Annotated in this window: 22 protein-coding genes and 1 pseudogene; 5 read left to right on the forward strand and 18 right to left on the reverse strand. The window is 65.0% G+C overall.

Annotation, left to right across the window (positions count from 1 at the left end):
• Positions 1–13: 13 nt before the first annotated feature.
• Positions 14–112, forward strand: coding sequence for a hypothetical protein (locus VIQ49_RS13375; RefSeq protein ID WP_331884485.1), 99 nt, complete (start codon positions 14–16; stop codon positions 110–112).
• 28 nt (positions 113–140) lie between these two features.
• Here the strand turns inward: VIQ49_RS13375 and VIQ49_RS13380 are convergent.
• The 10 genes and pseudogenes from VIQ49_RS13380 to VIQ49_RS13425 all read right to left on the reverse strand — a co-directional run.
• Positions 141–452 (reverse strand): annotated as a pseudogene (locus tag VIQ49_RS13380) (amino acid permease); the annotation flags it as partial.
• Between the two features lie 242 nt (positions 453–694).
• Positions 695–979: a WXG100 family type VII secretion target gene (locus VIQ49_RS13385; RefSeq protein ID WP_331885322.1), complete on the reverse strand. Its 285-nt coding sequence runs from the start codon at positions 977–979 to the stop codon at positions 695–697.
• 36 nt (positions 980–1,015) lie between these two features.
• Entirely contained in the window at positions 1,016–1,354 is a 339-nt protein-coding gene (locus tag VIQ49_RS13390) for a WXG100 family type VII secretion target (protein WP_331885324.1), read from the reverse strand.
• A 118-nt stretch (positions 1,355–1,472) separates the two neighbouring features.
• Positions 1,473–2,300, reverse strand: a complete 828-nt coding sequence (locus VIQ49_RS13395; RefSeq protein WP_331885396.1) for an ESX secretion-associated protein EspG — start codon at positions 2,298–2,300, stop codon at positions 1,473–1,475.
• 5 nt (positions 2,301–2,305) lie between these two features.
• Positions 2,306–3,343 (reverse strand): PPE domain-containing protein, encoded by a 1,038-nt coding sequence (locus tag VIQ49_RS13400; protein WP_331885326.1) that lies wholly within the window; start codon positions 3,341–3,343, stop codon positions 2,306–2,308.
• Between the two features lie 16 nt (positions 3,344–3,359).
• On the reverse strand, positions 3,360–3,677 hold the full coding sequence (locus VIQ49_RS13405) for a PE family protein (RefSeq protein ID WP_331885328.1): 318 nt from the start codon (positions 3,675–3,677) through the stop codon (positions 3,360–3,362).
• A 7-nt stretch (positions 3,678–3,684) separates the two neighbouring features.
• Complete coding sequence (locus VIQ49_RS13410) at positions 3,685–5,016, reverse strand: hypothetical protein (RefSeq protein ID WP_331885330.1); 1,332 nt, start codon at positions 5,014–5,016, stop codon at positions 3,685–3,687.
• 31 nt (positions 5,017–5,047) lie between these two features.
• The gene (locus VIQ49_RS13415) at positions 5,048–5,365 is read right to left on the reverse strand and encodes a hypothetical protein (RefSeq protein ID WP_331885332.1); all 318 of its coding nucleotides are present in this window, start codon (positions 5,363–5,365) and stop codon (positions 5,048–5,050) included.
• A 94-nt stretch (positions 5,366–5,459) separates the two neighbouring features.
• Complete coding sequence (locus tag VIQ49_RS13420; protein ID WP_331885334.1) at positions 5,460–5,828, reverse strand: YbaB/EbfC family nucleoid-associated protein; 369 nt, start codon at positions 5,826–5,828, stop codon at positions 5,460–5,462.
• A complete protein-coding gene (locus tag VIQ49_RS13425; protein ID WP_331885336.1) occupies positions 5,825–6,136 on the reverse strand; it encodes a hypothetical protein in 312 nt (103 codons plus the stop codon). Before VIQ49_RS13425 ends, VIQ49_RS13420 begins: the two co-directional genes overlap by 4 nt.
• 237 nt (positions 6,137–6,373) lie before the next feature.
• Between VIQ49_RS13425 and VIQ49_RS13430 the strand changes: the two genes are divergently transcribed.
• Both VIQ49_RS13430 and VIQ49_RS13435 read left to right on the forward strand, forming a co-directional pair.
• Entirely contained in the window at positions 6,374–7,807 is a 1,434-nt protein-coding gene (locus tag VIQ49_RS13430; RefSeq protein ID WP_331885338.1) for a MinD/ParA family protein, read from the forward strand.
• Between the two features lie 28 nt (positions 7,808–7,835).
• A complete protein-coding gene (locus VIQ49_RS13435) occupies positions 7,836–8,348 on the forward strand; it encodes a TM2 domain-containing protein (RefSeq protein WP_331885340.1) in 513 nt (170 codons plus the stop codon).
• 107 nt (positions 8,349–8,455) lie between these two features.
• On the opposite strand, the gene truA is transcribed toward VIQ49_RS13435, so the two are convergent.
• From truA to infA, 8 genes are all read right to left on the reverse strand, one after another.
• A complete protein-coding gene (gene truA / locus VIQ49_RS13440; protein ID WP_414731632.1) occupies positions 8,456–9,286 on the reverse strand; it encodes a tRNA pseudouridine(38-40) synthase TruA in 831 nt (276 codons plus the stop codon).
• A gap of 112 nt (positions 9,287–9,398) precedes the next feature.
• Complete coding sequence (gene rplQ, locus VIQ49_RS13445) at positions 9,399–9,962, reverse strand: 50S ribosomal protein L17 (protein ID WP_331885342.1); 564 nt, start codon at positions 9,960–9,962, stop codon at positions 9,399–9,401.
• A gap of 52 nt (positions 9,963–10,014) precedes the next feature.
• Positions 10,015–11,070: a DNA-directed RNA polymerase subunit alpha gene (locus VIQ49_RS13450; protein ID WP_331885344.1), complete on the reverse strand. Its 1,056-nt coding sequence runs from the start codon at positions 11,068–11,070 to the stop codon at positions 10,015–10,017.
• A gap of 90 nt (positions 11,071–11,160) precedes the next feature.
• The gene (gene rpsD, locus VIQ49_RS13455) at positions 11,161–11,766 is read right to left on the reverse strand and encodes a 30S ribosomal protein S4 (RefSeq protein WP_331885346.1); all 606 of its coding nucleotides are present in this window, start codon (positions 11,764–11,766) and stop codon (positions 11,161–11,163) included.
• Positions 11,767–11,790: 24 nt separating this feature from the next.
• Entirely contained in the window at positions 11,791–12,198 is a 408-nt protein-coding gene (rpsK, locus tag VIQ49_RS13460; protein WP_020109368.1) for a 30S ribosomal protein S11, read from the reverse strand.
• Positions 12,199–12,201: 3 nt separating this feature from the next.
• A complete protein-coding gene (rpsM, locus tag VIQ49_RS13465) occupies positions 12,202–12,570 on the reverse strand; it encodes a 30S ribosomal protein S13 (protein ID WP_020109369.1) in 369 nt (122 codons plus the stop codon).
• Positions 12,571–12,751: 181 nt separating this feature from the next.
• On the reverse strand, positions 12,752–12,865 hold the full coding sequence (gene rpmJ / locus VIQ49_RS13470; protein ID WP_026917227.1) for a 50S ribosomal protein L36: 114 nt from the start codon (positions 12,863–12,865) through the stop codon (positions 12,752–12,754).
• 135 nt (positions 12,866–13,000) lie between these two features.
• Positions 13,001–13,222 (reverse strand): translation initiation factor IF-1, encoded by a 222-nt coding sequence (infA, locus tag VIQ49_RS13475; RefSeq protein WP_005140011.1) that lies wholly within the window; start codon positions 13,220–13,222, stop codon positions 13,001–13,003.
• 342 nt (positions 13,223–13,564) lie between these two features.
• On the opposite strand from infA, the gene VIQ49_RS13480 reads away from it, so the two are divergent.
• Together VIQ49_RS13480 and VIQ49_RS13485 are read left to right on the forward strand one after the other, a co-directional pair.
• On the forward strand, positions 13,565–13,918 hold the full coding sequence (locus VIQ49_RS13480) for an L-rhamnose mutarotase (protein WP_331885355.1): 354 nt from the start codon (positions 13,565–13,567) through the stop codon (positions 13,916–13,918).
• A 90-nt stretch (positions 13,919–14,008) separates the two neighbouring features.
• Positions 14,009–15,361: an MFS transporter gene (locus VIQ49_RS13485; protein ID WP_331885357.1), complete on the forward strand. Its 1,353-nt coding sequence runs from the start codon at positions 14,009–14,011 to the stop codon at positions 15,359–15,361.
• Position 15,362 lies beyond the last annotated feature (1 nt).

The following is a 15,362-nucleotide window of genomic DNA, read 5'->3' on the forward strand; positions in this document are numbered from 1 at the left end:
GGTTGACAACTGGATGCATTACTACAACACTACGAGGCGGCACTCAACGATCGGGATGCTCAGTCCGATCAATTATGAGATGTCACTGACCGCGGAGTTTATGGCCGCGTAACCACCCTCCACTATCCGGGGGAACCTCACTCACCGAATGTGGCATACCCGAAGGTGTAAGCAGAACCGGCAACCGGAACCGTCGAGGCGAACTCGGCGTAACACAGCGCTGCCAGCGCACATGCCACGGCCGCCATGACAAAGGACAGCGAAATCGCCGGTCCCGCTTTGTCTCCGGCCGTCGATGCGGTGATGGTGAAGATACCGGCGCCGATGACCACCGAGACCCCGAAGACGGTGAGGTCCCACCAGGTCAGACTCTTCTTCAGCTGTGAACCGGGTTCTTCGGTGTCAGCCATCGATTGCTCCACGGATTTTGTCCGTGTCAGCGGATTGCTCATCACAACTCCTCACGTGACTTGCGTTCACTGCGGCGAATGCAGCCTGTCTGCGAAACTATCGGACCACACCGCTGATCGTTGGTTAATCCACGGCGATGGGCGCGATCAATTCGCGAGCGATTCCGGGAAGACCCCGCTCGGCGCCGGCGCGCAGTCCGGCCCCGCCAACCACCCAGAAACCACGAAAACCCGCCGGTAGATGGTCCGGCGGGTTTTCGGGCCTGAGATCGCGCGGCAGCGATCTACGTGAAGTAGCCGGCTGTCCGCTTGTCGGCACCCTGCATGGTGTTTCCCGCTTCGCGGACCTTCGTCGACAGGTTGGTCAACAGGAGGCGGGAGTCGGAAAAGCTTGTATCCCAGCGCTGCTGCGCGGCACCGTAGGCTTCGGCCGCCTGCGGGGACTCCCAGTTGGAGTGCAGTCGGGTGACCTCGGATTTGAGCGTTCCGGCCAGGTCTTCGAGCTGCTTGAAGTCGGAATCGAGCTGCGTCGACAGGTCGTCGATCGCGGCGAAGTTGTACTTGATCATGCCGATGTGGCCTTTCTGGACGTTGGTGTCGGAGGGTCAGAGATTGAGGCTCGATCCGCCACCGGTGACGGAGTTGATGGTGCCCGCAAGGTCTGTGTCTTCGTTTTCGTAGCCGTTGAAGCCGCTCTCCAGCGACGCCTTCAGACTGTCGAGGGCCGTCTTGAGCTGGGCCCCTTCCGCCTGCCATGCGGCTGCGGCATCCTGGAATGCCTTGCTCGCGGTGCCCTGCCACATCGCCTGCGCGTCTTCGGCATTCTTGTTGATTCGCGTGAGTACAACGCCCATGTCCTCGACGAGCTGCCCGACCGATTTGGTCGTGACCAACGCATCTGGAACGTCGAGCTGCAATCCGCTGTTACCGCCTTCGGCAACCATGGTGATCCCCTTCTTGTGTGATTGCCGCGGACATCAGTTGATATCCGCGGATTCCTTCGAATCTGCTCCGGCACCATCCCGGTTGATCACCGGGTGGGCCCCCCTCCGGTTGGCCGAATCACGGCAACCACCTCCGAGCCGGCAACGTCTCCATCAGGAGCGTGACGGCCTGGGAGATCCGATGACCCGTACCCGGCGACAACGTCGACCAGATCTGGCCATCGGGAGACATACTGGGGCCGGCGACAATCCGGCCCCTGGAGGTGTCGTAGACGGCCACCGCACCCGCCGATCGGCGCATCCGGCCCGCTGCGCATTCGATCGCAACGATTTCCGTGTGTCCACAACAGGTATCGAACGCCACGGCATAGGCGGCGGCATCGGCCGCCGCAACACCCATGGCGTGGAGAGCGTCGGCGTATTGGGCGGCGGTGTTCGCACCATCGAGCCGACGCCGCAAATCGTCGGCCGTCACGCTGACGGAGGCCACCTGCGCGGCATCCGCCGGGTCGAGTAGCCGGGCCACCAGTTGACCCACCTCCGCATCTGCACCGATCGCAATATCCCGGAACAGCAGACCCGAGTCGGTTCTGGACGCCAGCACGTGGTGATCGCCGCGCCGCGCAATGCATGTCCGCCGCGTTGAAGTGTCTGAATGGCAACGTATTTCGAGAAGCACGTCGGGATGGGACAGAATCGCCAGCGCCTGCGCGAGTGCCTCGGCGACAACCACCCCGACGGCAGGATCAGGGTCGTCGGTCAGCCATCCCGCGGCATTGAGCTCCGAAGCCGCGACCGCCCAGGCCCTCTCGCGCTCGTCGGCGCACTCGTGCCGCGGCCCGACCGCCAGCACCGCCGGCCACGTCTGCAAATCGAGAAGATGTGCCAGATAGTCGATCTGGTCCTGGGAGAGATCGGGCTCGCATGCCACCGGGGTAGCCCACATGTCACTCACCTGTTCTCCTCCGTCGCGCCGAGTACAGCCGGCACCGACGTGGCGGATGGCAGGTCGAGGGTTCCGCTCCGATATCGCGGATCCGGATGGTCAACGGGACCCGCTACGGCCGCAATCGGCACGTGATTGATGTCACCGTCGCCCGCCGTCGGGCCGAAGGCGTTCGGATCGATTCCGGCTCCGGCCTTTAAGGGGCCCCGTCGAGCGACCGTATCCCCACTCTGACCGGGGGCACCCATCATGGGCGCCATCGGGGTGGCCGGCACCGACGGCCGCGCGTCGGCCGATACCGGCGCCGGAAGGGTGGTGGTCGGCGCGACAGTTGACCCGGCCAGAATCGTTGTGGCATAGCGGGTCTGCTGGCGGGGAACGGACACCGGCGCATACCCGCCAACACCTCCGGGCACCGCGCTCACGGTCGGTTCCGGCCGGGTGGGCACCGCCCGGGCCGAATCCCGGATCGCCTGTTCGGCAGCGAGCGCCTTCGGCGAGACGATCTCGGCCGGATGCGGCACCGCCCAGACCCGCGCCACGGGTTCGCTGGCGGCCTCGTAGGTCTCCATGACCCTTGCGGCACGTTGCTTCTGGTCGAGTGCGGCGCGCTCGGCGTCGGCCGCCACACCTCCGATAGGCGCGCCTGTGGCGGCGCCGACCGTGGTGGCCGCGCGGTGGATGTCCTCTGTGATCTGCAGTTCGGGTAGACCGGGCATGCTGATCCTGGCGACCGTGGTCGCCGCAGCCTGTGCACCGGCCCGCCCCGCGGTGTCAGCAGCGGCGGCAGCCGCGTCGGAAAACCATCCGGCGAACGAGGCCAACTTTCCGAAGGCCTCGTCGGTCGAGACCGATTCCCAGGCGATGCCGAGTTTCGCGAGGATCCGAACGTAGTCGACACCGGCGTCCGCGAGCAGTGCAGACACCTGCGCCCAGCCGAGTGCGGCAGCAGTCAGCGGGCCGTCACCGGCACCGGCACCCAGATCGGTTGCCAACTGCTTGGTGGGCCTGGCGTCCCACACCACGTTCGTGAATCCGGTCATGTTCGTCTCCCCCGGCTCAGAGCCGGAAGCTCTCCTCGATGTCGGCCTCGACCGTGCCGAAATCACGGGCTTGCGCACGCAGTACCGCGGCGATCTTCCGGAGCTCGTGGACGCCGGCAGCTGCGGTGCCGGAGAACGTCTCGGCGACGGAGCCGAAGGTGGCGGCCGCGGTGGTCGACACCTCATCGCGTCCGGCAGCCGGTACGACCAGCGATGACCGGTGCGCGGCCACACCCTGCTCGAGATCATTCGCAAGCCGGTCGAGATCCCCTGCCGCGCGCAACAATTCGGCCGAATCGACGTTCAACTCACCTGTGGACAACGTTTCCCCCATGTTCGTGTCAGGCTTCTTGGTTGTGGTCGGTCTGATTGCGATCCGGTGGACCCAACCGCAACCGGACGTCAGGTGTCGGTGACGCCTCCGGCGCCTGGGCCTCACCCAGGACCGCCGGCGCGACTGCGGGCATGTCACCGATGATGCGGGTGCCGTTGAGTTCGGTGACGAGGTAGTCCGCTGTCTCGTGCTGATCATCGGAGGCACCGGCACCCCGCCCGGCTCCCATCCCGCCGCCACCCATCGGTGCCATCGGTCCGGTCATGCCTGCCGGGACCACGGCGTTCTGGGTCCTGTTGGTCGTCCCACCACCCGATTCCGGCGCTGAACCGCCCAGCAGACCGGGTGTGGTTCGCGCACTCAGCGGGCTGGGGCCGGAGCCGCCGCCACCGCCTCCGCCGCCTCCGCCCCCGCCACGGCCTGCGGATCCTCCACCACCGAGGAACGCCGGAACCGTCTTCGCGTCGGAGTCGACGTCATCGCCGCGGTGTGCGGTGATCAGTTGGGCCTGATGCGATTTCATCAATTCGGTAGCAGCCTTCGACGACATGGTGCCGAGTTGCCCGACACCGGTCATCATCGGTTTGCCCACCGAGTCGAGCACCGTGCTGGCGATCGAGAACGGTGACGTTCCCGCTGCGGGCGCTCCGGTGACCGGCACCGGTTGGCCCGTGGCAACCATGTGCGATGTCGGTGCCAACAACTGTGCTCTGGTGGCGGCGACCACCGCGGTTGCCTCTGCGAGCCCGTCCGCGGCTGCCGACAGTGCTATCGCCTGCCCGGGAGGCGTGACCAGGATCGGCGCCGAAGCACTGATGATGGCAACCGTTCTCGCGATGATTCCCTGGACGAGTCCGAGGCCGACACCCACGATCGCGGCAGCGCCCTGCGTGTCGGCCGACATCGTTGTGCCCTGCGTGGACAACCCGGCTGCGGCGGTGCCCGCCTCCACACCCTTGGCGGTGGCGGCGGTGGCAGACTGCCCGGTCCATACCTGGTCGAGGACTTTCAGTGCACCCGAACCCATCGACATGGACAAATCCAAGATCTGCGAGAGCGCCTCGAAGACCATCGTGGGGTCGAAGTCGCCCGCTCCCAGATTGCCCGTCCCGAAACCGCCCAGCAGATCCGTCAGCGGCTTGAGCAGGAGATCGAGGTCGAGTGGCGGTAGCGGCGGCAGATCCGGCAACGGCGGCAGCCCCGGCAGCTCGGGAAGACCGGGCAGGCCAAGGTCTTTCAGTACCTGACTGACCGGGGTGTCCAGAATCGCGCCGAGCGGACTCGATTCGACCAGTTGCCGGATCGTGGGATCCAGCGCTGGTGCCCCGGACACAGGCATCGTCGAAAAACTCATGTGAACCGGACCAGGCCTACAGCGCTGCCTGTACGGCTGCGAAACCTCGGCCGCTGCCGTCGTCGGCCTCGGCGATCTGCGCCGCCGTGGCGAATGCCGCTGCCGCGGAGCCGGCATGGACTGCGGCGAGCTGGCCGACACCCAGCAGGTGACTGGCCTGCGCCTGCGCGAACGCCAGTAGGAACTCCTGCCCGATCAACCCGAAGACCGGCACCATCTGCGCGATGTTCGCAGCGGCGTTGATGGAACCCGCGCTGGCAACCGCTGCCGACATCAGCGCGGCCGTGTCCGCATACGCCTCGATTGCCGCCGGTACCGCTGTGACCTCAGACATCTGCCCCCCCAATTGGTTCGAAAAACCCTGTGTACTGCCCCACCCTTGGTTGCTGTGCAACCCACTCCGCGTCCACAGTTCGGTGATAGGACGCCTACCGACCCGAGCCGGTTCCCTCCCGTATCGGCTGATCGGCAGACATCGAAGCCGGCCGACTGTTCACCAGGTCCGCAAACGACTCGTTGAACTCCTCGACGACCTCGGCCCGCCGGGCAAAGGCCCGCGCGGCCGCAACACCCGCCGTCGACACGATCAGATCGCCGAGCGGGCCCGCACCCAACTGCGGCGCGGTCGAGGCGAACCACAATCCGGTCAACTCACCTACCCCGTTGACCTCGGCGGTGACGTGGTCGCCAGGAGATGTCTCACGCGCCGAGATCGCGGCCAGGCGCTCGTTGACCTCAAGCAGTCGATCGAGCTGTGCCCGGGCCCGGGCCTCGAGTTCGTCCATCGCCGAACTCATATCGACCTCATCCAGCTACCCGGTTCTCCGGCCACGGAGTCGTCCTCGTATTCGGCCCTCGCCAGATCATCGGGCCGCGGAAGATTCATCTGTTCGATGATGTCGGCGCCGACCCCGGCAGCCCGCAACTCCTCGCGGCGGGCGACCCCGGCGCGCATCGCTGCTTGGCGGCACAACCGGAGCACTTCTCCGGCGAGTATCGCCGGATCCTTGTGTAATTCGGCAGGTTCGATCCGTACCGACGTCGGTAGGCCCTGTTCTGTCGTGACGACAGACAGGCCCCCCGTCCGCGAAGTTGCGGCAGCCATGGTTCCCCCTCAAGAACTCTCTTGGCGACGAATAGTACCCACAACTGGTGACAAGGCGGTGATTCGGCACCGCCCCCGGCAACGGCTCACTCGACCACGTGTCTTCGCCGTGGTCTATCATCGCCGTTATCCAGGGGTGGCGGGGTGGATTCGACATGCGGGAACACCTGGGGTGATCCATCGCGGCCACACAGATCGAAACCGGCAAGACGAAGTGCAACAACGGGGGGCTGTTCTGTGAGCTACAACAATGCCGATGTGCCGGCGGCACCGCCATGGCTTCAGTCCGCGGCCGACATCGACGTCGCGTCTTTCGAGCGCGCCAACCAGCCGCCCCCGGCGGCCGAGTCATCCGGGGTCCCGGCGGCACCGCCCGTACCCGAGCCCCCAGCGGCACCCGACGCTCGCGGCCCGGTGCCACCGCAGTCCGCTCCCCCGCAGCCACCCCACGAACAGTTCCGGCAGCCGTCAGCTCACGCTTTCACGCCCCCGCCCGCACAGCAGCCGTCCACCCAGAGCTACCCGGCGGACCCAAATCCGCACGGCGCCAACAGCTTGCACCCCGGCAACAGCCCGTACGTCGACGATCCCTCGATGCATGGCCATCCGGCCGCCGGCGTCCCACAGCACGACGCTCCGGCGCCGGGCTCACCACCCCCGGGATACTTTCCCGGCCAGGCGGTGCCACCGCCGCACTACGCACCCGGCCAGCCACCTGCCCCCGCACCGACAAGCCTCGATGAGGTCGCACTGCTCCGCAAGGCCCGTCGGGCACCGGCCAGCGGATGGCGCCGGACCGTACACAAACTGTCCGCCGGAACCATCAATCCCGGGGAGTCGCCTGACGACCTCGTCTACAAACAGCTCCTCGAACGGGTGAATCAACCGGTCCGCGGCGACTACCGGATCGCAGTCCTCTCACTCAAGGGCGGCGTCGGAAAGACCACGACCACGGTTGGTCTGGGCTCCACCTTCGCGTCGTTGCGCGGAGATCGGGTCATCGCGGTCGACGCGAATCCCGACCTGGGCACCCTCGCGCAGCGCATCCCACAACAGACCCGGTCCACCGTTCGCGACCTGCTCGCCGATGAGTCGATCTACCGGTACTCCGATGTCCGCGCACACACGTCCCAGGCGCCGAGCCGACTGGAAATACTTGCATCCGAGCGTGATCCGGCCAAAGCCGAGGCGTTCAGCGAGGCCGACTACCGCGGCGTCATGACGGTTCTGCAGCGCTTTTACAACATCATCATCACCGACTGCGGTACCGGACTGAGTCATTCGGCCATGAACGGCGTGCTCGACATGGCCAACTCGCTGATCCTGGTGACCTCCCCCGCGATCGACGGGGCGCGCAGCGCCGGAGCAACGCTGGATTGGCTGCAAGCCCATGGATTCGGGCATCTGGTGTCGGGGGCCGTGGTGGTTCTCAGCTCGTCGCGGCCCGGCGCATCGACCATCGACACCGATCAGCTCAGTGCGCATTTCTTGACCAGATGCCGTGCCGTGCAACAGATACCCTTCGACGATCACCTCGCCGAAGGGGCCGAGGTCGACCTCGACCTCCTCGGCAAGAGCACCCGCCGCGCGCTGGTCGAGATGGCTGCCACCGTGGCCGACGACTTCCCGTCCACCACAATGCGCCGGGGCGACCCGTACTACACGTCCTGACCACCGGACCACAAGACAAGGACACCCCGTGAGCTATCCCGACCCGTATGACGGTTCCCAACAACCGGACTGGCATGCCACTGGGCAGCCTTCGCCGGAGTTTCCCGGGACGCCGGGCTATCCGGCCCCTTACGTCCCACCGTCGGGCTCATACCCACCCGCTGCGGCTGGATATCCGGCGATGCCCTACGGCCAACCGGTCTACGGCGGACCGGCCTACGGTGCACCCGGTTTCGGATTCGACCCCACGGCGCCCTACGGCCGCGATCCGTACAGCGGAGCACCTTTGTCGGACAAGTCGAAGATCTCCGCCGGGATGCTGCAACTGTTCCTCGGAGGATTCGGCGCCGGCCGGTTCTATCTCGGACACAACGGAATTGCGGTGGCTCAGCTGATCACCCTGATCCTCGGGTGGTTGCTGGCACTCGTCCTGATCGGCTACCTGATTCTGTTCTGCCTCGGCATCTGGGTGCTCGTCGACGCGATCATGATGTTCACCGGCGGGGTCCGGGACTCACGGGGTTTCACGCTCAGGAATTGACCTGACCGGCAGCAGCCGCACCGTCGGCCACCGATGATGTGGTGTTCTGGCGAACAAACCGCAGTTCAGGACCGCCAAAACGGCACATCATCGGGTTGCGGGGCGCTTCAGTCGCCGCAGCAGCCGGAGGGTTCGATGGCGGCACGGACCTCGCGAGTGACCGCGTTGCGCCTCGCCAATGCACCATCGGGCGGGTAGTCGACGCCGATCAGACTCAAGCCACAAGCAGGTGCCACCGGAATCTCGCTGGAACGTGCGCGTTGCTGCAACAGCCCGGCGCACCATTCCACGGAGCGACGGCCTTCACCCACGGCGGCCACCGCACCCACCAGCGAGCGAACCATGGACCAGCAGAACGCATCTGCGCTCACCTGCGCCACCAGTACGCCGTAGTCGTCGCGCATCCAGGTGAACTGCTGCAAGTCGCGGACGGTCGTCGCGCCCTCGCGGCGCTTACAGAACGCTGCGAAGTCGTTGAGCCCCAGCAGCGTTGACGCGGCTTCTTCGAGGAGGTCCGCGTTGAGCGGCCGGTTCCACGCCGCGGTGGTGCGTGCGACCACGGGTTCAGCACCCCAGGGGTCGTCGGTCAATCGGTATTCGTAGTGTCGGCGAAGGGCTGAGAAGCGCGCGTCGAACTCCGCAGGCGCCTCTTCGACGTCCTTGACCCGCACATCGGTGGGCAGCATCTTGGCAAGCCGCCGCACGAGTTTTGTCGGATCGCCGTCGATCGACCGGGTCTGCAGAGCGCGTTCGGGAACATCGAAATGCGCCACCTGACCGCTCGCGTGGACACCTGCATCGGTGCGTCCGGCGACGGTGAGTGTCACCGGTTCCCGCAGCACGGTGCCGAGGGTTTCCTCCAGCACACCACACACTGTTCGCAGGCCGGGCTGCCTCGCCCACCCTGCGAAGTCGGTTCCGTCGTAACCGATCTGCAGACGCAGCCGGGCAACGGGTCCCTCGAAATGACGAGACCCGCCACCGGAAAATCCGGTGGCGGGCTCAGTTGTCCCCCCGAAGGGGTCAGATGTCACAGACTCGTTCAGTCGACTACTTCTCGTCGGCCTTGGCGTCAGCAGCGGTGGCAGCGGTCGACTCGTCGTCGACAGCCTCGGCCACGGCATCCGCGTTCTCGACCTCGGCGTCGGTGGCGTCGGCTTCAACGGCCTCGACCACGTTCTCCTCGGTGGCGGCTTCTTCAGACTTCTTCTTCGAGGCCGCTGCGCGGGTGGCGCGATCGGCTTCCGACGAAGCGGTCTTGTCCCGGACCAGCTCGATCACTGCCATGGGGGCGTTGTCGCCCTTGCGCGGCAGGGTCTTGATGATGCGAGTGTAGCCACCGTTGCGGTCCGCATAGAACGGGCCGATCTCGGCGAACAGGGCATGCACGATGTCCTTGTTGCGGATGACCTTGAGCACCTCACGGCGATGAGCGAGGTCACCGGCCTTGGCATGCGTGATGAGCTTCTCCGCGTACGGACGCAGACGCTTCGCCTTGGTCTCGGTGGTGGTGATCCGGCCGTGCTCGAAGAGCGAGGTGGCGAGGTTCGCCAGCATCGCCTTCTGGTGCGAAGCCGACCCGCCGAGGCGGGTACCCTTTGTGGGCTTGGGCATTTCGAACTCCTAGGATTCGCTCTCGACCTCTCGGCCGTGAGCTGGGGTCTTGTTAAAGCTGTTCGGTTTCTGCGAAATCTTCGCCGGCATCGGCGTCGGAGAAGGAAGTGTCATCGGTCCAGGTGCCGGTGGCAACGTCGTATCCGGCCACCTGGGACGGATCGAAGCTTGCCGGGCTGTCCTTGAGTGCCAGGCCGAGTGCGTGCAGCTTGACCTTGACCTCGTCGATGGACTTCTGACCGAAGTTGCGGATGTCCAGCAGGTCCGATTCGGTGCGGGCGACGAGCTCGCCGACGGTGTGTACTCCCTCGCGCTTGAGGCAGTTGTACGACCGGACGGTGAGTTCGAGGTCCTCGATCGGGAGGCTGAACGATGCAATGTGATCGGCCTCGGCGAGCGAGGGTCCGATCTCCACACCTTCTGCTTCGATGTTGAGTTCACGGGCCAGACCGAACAGCTCTACGAGGGTCTTACCGGCCGAGGCCAGTGCGTCCCGCGCGGAGATCGAGTTCTTGGTTTCCACATCGAGAACGAGCCGATCGAAGTCGGTGCGCTGCTCGACGCGGGTGGCCTCCACCTTGTACGTGACCTTGAGAACCGGCGAGTAGATCGAGTCGACCGGGATACGGCCGATCTCGGCGCCGGACGCCTTGTTCTGGACGGCGGGGACATAGCCGCGACCGCGCTCGACGACGAGCTCGATCTCCAACTTGCCCTTGTCGTTCAGGGTGGCGATGTGCAGGTCCGGGTTGTGCACGGTGACGCCGGCCGGCGGCACGATGTCGGCACCGGTGACAGCACCGGGGCCCTGCTTGCGCACGTACATCGTGACCGGCTCGTCCTCTTCGGAGCTCACGACGAGGCCCTTGAGGTTCAGGATGATGTCGGTGACATCTTCCTTGACCCCGGGGACGGTGGTGAACTCGTGCAGGACTCCGTCGATCCGGATGCTGGTGACAGCGGCTCCGGGAATCGACGACAGCAGGGTGCGGCGCAGCGAGTTGCCGAGCGTGTACCCGAAACCAGGCTCGAGGGGCTCGATGACGAACTTCGAGCGGTCTCCCGAGATGATCTCTTCGGACAGTGTGGGTCGCTGTGAAATCAGCATTGAATCTTCTTCTCCTCTTGGACGTCCGCTATATGACGACCGGTTAGGTGCCGAAAGTGCTGCCGGACATACGGATCCGACAACCGGCGATTACTTCGAGTAGAACTCGACGATGAGCTGTTCCGACAAAGGCACGTCGATCTGTGCGCGCTCGGGCTCCGAGTGCACCAGGATGCGCAGCGTGTTCGGCACGACCTGCAGCCAACCCGGGACCGGACGATCGCCCTGGATCTCCTTGGCGATCTGGAACGGCACGGTCTGCAGCGACTTCGGGCGGACATCGATGATGTCGTAGCGAGAGACGCGGTAGCTGGGCACGTCGACCTTCACACCGTTGACGGTCAGGTGGCCATGGCTGACCATCTGACGCGCCTGGCGGCGGGTGCGAGCGAGTCCGGCGCGGTAGACGACGTTGTCGAGACGGGTCTCGAGCAGGCGCAGCAGCTCGTCACCGGTCTTGCCGTTACGACGGTTGGCCTCTTCGTAGTAGAGACGGAACTGCTTTTCCATGACGCCGTAGGTGAAGCGAGCCTTCTGCTTCTCCTGCAGCTGGAGCAGGTATTCGCTCTCCTTGATCCGCGCGCGACCGTGCTGGCCGGGCGGGTAGGGGCGACGCTCGAACGCCTGGTCTCCGCCGACGAGGTCGACGCGCAGACGGCGAGATTTGCGGGTTGCGGGTCCGGTATAACGAGCCATTTTTTAAAGTCCTCTTCTTTCCGATTAGACCCGGCGCCGCTTGGGCGGGCGGCAGCCGTTGTGCGGCTGCGGGGTGACATCGGAAATGGTGCCGACCTCGAGGCCTGCGGCCTGGAGCGATCGGATAGCAGTCTCACGACCCGAACCCGGGCCCTTCACGAAGACGTCGACCTTCTTGACGCCGTGTTCCTGTGCCTTGCGGGCAGCGTTCTCGGCAGCGAGCTGCGCGGCGAACGGGGTGCTCTTACGCGAGCCCTTGAAGCCGACATGGCCCGACGATGCCCAGGCGATGACGTTTCCGGCAGGATCCGAAATGGAGACGATGGTGTTGTTGAACGTGCTCTTGATGTGCGCGCTGCCGTGCGGGACGTTCTTCTTCTCGCGACGACGAGTGCCCTTCTTGGGGCCGGCGCTACGTGACTTAGGAGGCATGGATTACTTCTTCTTCCCGGCGATGGTCTTCTTCGGGCCCTTACGGGTCCGAGCGTTGGTCTTGGTGCGCTGTCCGCGGACGGGCAGGCCACGACGGTGACGCAGACCCTGGTAGCAGCCGATTTCGATCTTGCGACGAATGTCGGCCTGCACCTCGCGACGCAGGTCACCTTCGACCTTGACCGAGGATTCGAGGTATTCACGAAGCTTCGAGACGTCTTCGTCGGTGAGGTCCTTGGCCCGCAGGTCGGCGCTCAGGCCGGTAGCGGCAAGGATCTCCTTGGAGGTGGTACGACCAACCCCGTAGATGTACGTGAGTGCGATCTCCAGGCGCTTTTCGCGCGGAAGATCAACACCAGCAACACGTGCCATGTGGTGTTTCCTTTGGTTCTCGGAGGTCTGCTCCCAATCCGTCCCCGACTCTTGCAGGGCCCCGGCCTCCGTGCCGGGGGTAGGCGGACTCGCGTATGAGTCCGCTGGTGTTGAGAGGTCTTCTTTTGTAGCCGCTGTTCAGTTGTGGTCGCTCTTACAAGCGATCGGGTCGAAGTGCTGATCAGCCCTGACGCTGCTTGTGACGCAGGTTCTCGCAGATCACCATGACGCGGCCGTTACGCCGGATCACTTTGCACTTCTCGCAGATCGGCTTGACGCTCGGTTTAACCTTCACGTCACTCTCTCCTTTGCCTGTGGCCACCGACGCGGACGTCGGTCTCCACGGATCTACTTCAAAGCACGGGGACAGCCGAAAGCTGCCCCCAGCTGGGTTTCCTACCCGGAGGGGTCCGGGAAGTCTGTTGGGTTCTTACTTGTATCGGTAAACGATGCGGCCGCGGGTCAGGTCGTAGGGCGAAAGCTCCACGACCACGCGGTCCTCGGGCAGGATGCGGATGTAGTGCTGCCGCATCTTGCCGCTGATATGGGCAAGCACCTTGTGGCCGTTCTCCAGCTCAATGCGGAACATCGCATTGGGCAGGGGTTCGACAACGCGGCCCTCCACCTCGATGGCGCCATCTTTCTTGGCCATAGCCTCCACGATTCTGGTGTGTTGACCACACCTGAACAGTTGTGTTCGATTACCGTCATGGCACGCACGTGAGCCGGGCTCTTTCGGTGACAGTCGGCAGGCGAATCGTGCAAGGTCTGCAATCTGGGCACAAAAACAATCCGGCGCGTGTACGCACCGCTGTTCAACATTACGCTGCCGCGCAGCTCAGGACAAATAAGCGCATTCCGTGGCACGCTCCAGCTCCTCGGGCCGCCGCGATTTCGCCCTTGACGTCTCCCCACCCTTCGGTTTACGGTGACCGCACTCACAAATTGAAACGTTTCAAACGGCGTTCAACACCGATCGACGACGGGCCAACTCATGCAGCACGAAGAACCCCGGACAGACACTCCCCGTCAGCGGGTGTGTTTCACCATGAACGTGCGGCCCGACCGCATCGACGACTACCTGGCCGCACACGAACACGTATGGCCGGAGATGCTCGACGCACTTCGTGAGACCGGCTGGACCAACTACTCACTGTTCATGCAGCCCGGCACCGGACTCGTGGTCGGCTACCTCGAAACCGACGACTTCGAGCGCGCGCACGAGCTGATGGCACAGACCGCCGTGAACACGCGCTGGCAGGCAAACATGGCGCAGTACTTCGCCGACCCGACGGCCGGCCCGGACACGACCATGAGCCGACTCGACCACTATTTCCATCTCGCCTGACCGGCGTACATCTCCACCTCGCACGACCGCACGATTCATCTCCACCCCGCCCGACCCACTACCCTCGTCCACACCCCTTTAGGAGAGCCCATGAAACTCGGGGCCAAGAAAACCACCGGTTGGAAGGCAACGATCTCGGTTGCCATGTCCAACTACATCGAGGCCGGATCGATCATCGCGATCGCCACCAGCCTCGGTTTCTGGCAAGACGAGTTCGGCATCAGCAACTTTGCTGTCGGCTTGCTGGCCGCGTTGAGCGCCAACGCCTTCGGCGCCGCAGTCGGTGCCGCCATCGGCGGTCCGCTGTGTGATCGCTACGGACGCAAGGCGATCTACACCTACGACCTGATGGTCTACATGGCCGGCGTGCTGATCGCGGCATTCGCCGTCAACGTCGGGATGTTGATGATCGCCTTTGTGGTCACCGGCCTCGCGGTGGGCGCCGGCGTACCGGCCTCCTGGACCTACATCGCCGAGCAGGCACCGTCGGGTGCGAGGGCCAAGCACGTCGGCACCGCTCAACTCGCGTGGTCTGTCGGACCGCTGGTCGGGTTCGCACTCGCCGCCGCACTGGCGCCGCTCGGGCTCCTCGGGTCGCGACTGATCTTCCTGCACCTGTTCGTCGTCGCCGCGGTGGTCTGGTGGATCCGGCAGGGTCTGACCGAGTCGAAGATCTGGACCGAAGAAGGTCGTGACACCGCTGCTGACGGGGCACCCGCGCCGGTTTCGTCCTCGGGCGGTGAAGGTCTGCGAGGGCTGTTCTCCAAGAAGGTCAACATCACCGCGTTGCTGGTGCTGATCGGTATCTACGGCTTCTGGAACACCGTTGCCGGCCAGGCGGGCATCTTCATGCCGCGGGTCTACGAGACCGCGGGCCTGGACAGCGAAGTCCAGCAGAATCTGCTCCAGGTCCTGGTATGGGGCATGACCGTCCTGGCGACGTACTTCGTCTTCATGCGTCTGGCCGACCACATGTCCCAGCGACTGCTGTTCGCCCTCGGCGCCATCCCCGGAATCTTCGCCTGGGCCGTGCTGGTCATGTTCACCGACGGCGGCATGACAACCCTGCTCATCTTCGCGATCTGCTGGGGTATCTCGAGTGGTGTCGGGGCACAGGCGTTCTACAGCCTGTGGGCCAGCGAATTATTCGCCACCCCGTACCGGGCCAGCGCGCAGGGCTTCATGTTCTTCGTGGTCCGCACGGCAACCGGCGCACTGAGCTACTTCTTCCCCACCCTGCTCGCCGCAACCGGGCTGGCCTGGGTCGGACTCCTGCTCATCTCCTGTCTGACGATCTCGCTGATCATCGGCGTGGTCTGGGCCCCGAACACCCGCGGCAAGGAACTCAAGGACATCGAGATCGAGCGGTACGGATACCCCGTGAGCCCGGAACTCGCCCCCACACCCACCCCCGCACATCCAGTCAACGCCGGGAGCAACTGAC

Source organism: Williamsia sp., from assembly GCF_036566845.1.
GTDB lineage: Bacteria > Actinomycetota > Actinomycetes > Mycobacteriales > Mycobacteriaceae > Williamsia.

Coding starts and splice junctions, on each gene's coding strand:
- VIQ49_RS13390 (WP_331885324.1), bottom strand. CDS start 1,354: ATGGTTGCCGAAGGCGGTAACAGCGGATTGCAGCTCGACGTTCCAGAT.
- VIQ49_RS13410 (WP_331885330.1), bottom strand. CDS start 5,016: ATGCCTGTGTCCGGGGCACCAGCGCTGGATCCCACGATCCGGCAACTG.
- VIQ49_RS13450 (WP_331885344.1), bottom strand. CDS start 11,070: ATGCTGATTTCACAGCGACCCACACTGTCCGAAGAGATCATCTCGGGA.
- VIQ49_RS13405 (WP_331885328.1), bottom strand. CDS start 3,677: ATGGGGGAAACGTTGTCCACAGGTGAGTTGAACGTCGATTCGGCCGAA.
- VIQ49_RS13420 (WP_331885334.1), bottom strand. CDS start 5,828: ATGAGTTCGGCGATGGACGAACTCGAGGCCCGGGCCCGGGCACAGCTC.
- VIQ49_RS13385 (WP_331885322.1), bottom strand. CDS start 979: ATGATCAAGTACAACTTCGCCGCGATCGACGACCTGTCGACGCAGCTC.
- VIQ49_RS13425 (WP_331885336.1), bottom strand. CDS start 6,136: ATGGCTGCCGCAACTTCGCGGACGGGGGGCCTGTCTGTCGTCACGACA.
- rpsK (WP_020109368.1), bottom strand. CDS start 12,198: ATGCCTCCTAAGTCACGTAGCGCCGGCCCCAAGAAGGGCACTCGTCGT.
- VIQ49_RS13375 (WP_331884485.1), top strand. CDS start 14: ATGCATTACTACAACACTACGAGGCGGCACTCAACGATCGGGATGCTC.
- VIQ49_RS13480 (WP_331885355.1), top strand. CDS start 13,565: ATGCAGCACGAAGAACCCCGGACAGACACTCCCCGTCAGCGGGTGTGT.
- rplQ (WP_331885342.1), bottom strand. CDS start 9,962: ATGCCCAAGCCCACAAAGGGTACCCGCCTCGGCGGGTCGGCTTCGCAC.
- VIQ49_RS13395 (WP_331885396.1), bottom strand. CDS start 2,300: ATGTGGGCTACCCCGGTGGCATGCGAGCCCGATCTCTCCCAGGACCAG.
- VIQ49_RS13415 (WP_331885332.1), bottom strand. CDS start 5,365: ATGTCTGAGGTCACAGCGGTACCGGCGGCAATCGAGGCGTATGCGGAC.
- VIQ49_RS13400 (WP_331885326.1), bottom strand. CDS start 3,343: ATGACCGGATTCACGAACGTGGTGTGGGACGCCAGGCCCACCAAGCAG.
- rpsD (WP_331885346.1), bottom strand. CDS start 11,766: ATGGCTCGTTATACCGGACCCGCAACCCGCAAATCTCGCCGTCTGCGC.
- VIQ49_RS13485 (WP_331885357.1), top strand. CDS start 14,009: ATGAAACTCGGGGCCAAGAAAACCACCGGTTGGAAGGCAACGATCTCG.
- rpsM (WP_020109369.1), bottom strand. CDS start 12,570: ATGGCACGTGTTGCTGGTGTTGATCTTCCGCGCGAAAAGCGCCTGGAG.
- infA (WP_005140011.1), bottom strand. CDS start 13,222: ATGGCCAAGAAAGATGGCGCCATCGAGGTGGAGGGCCGCGTTGTCGAA.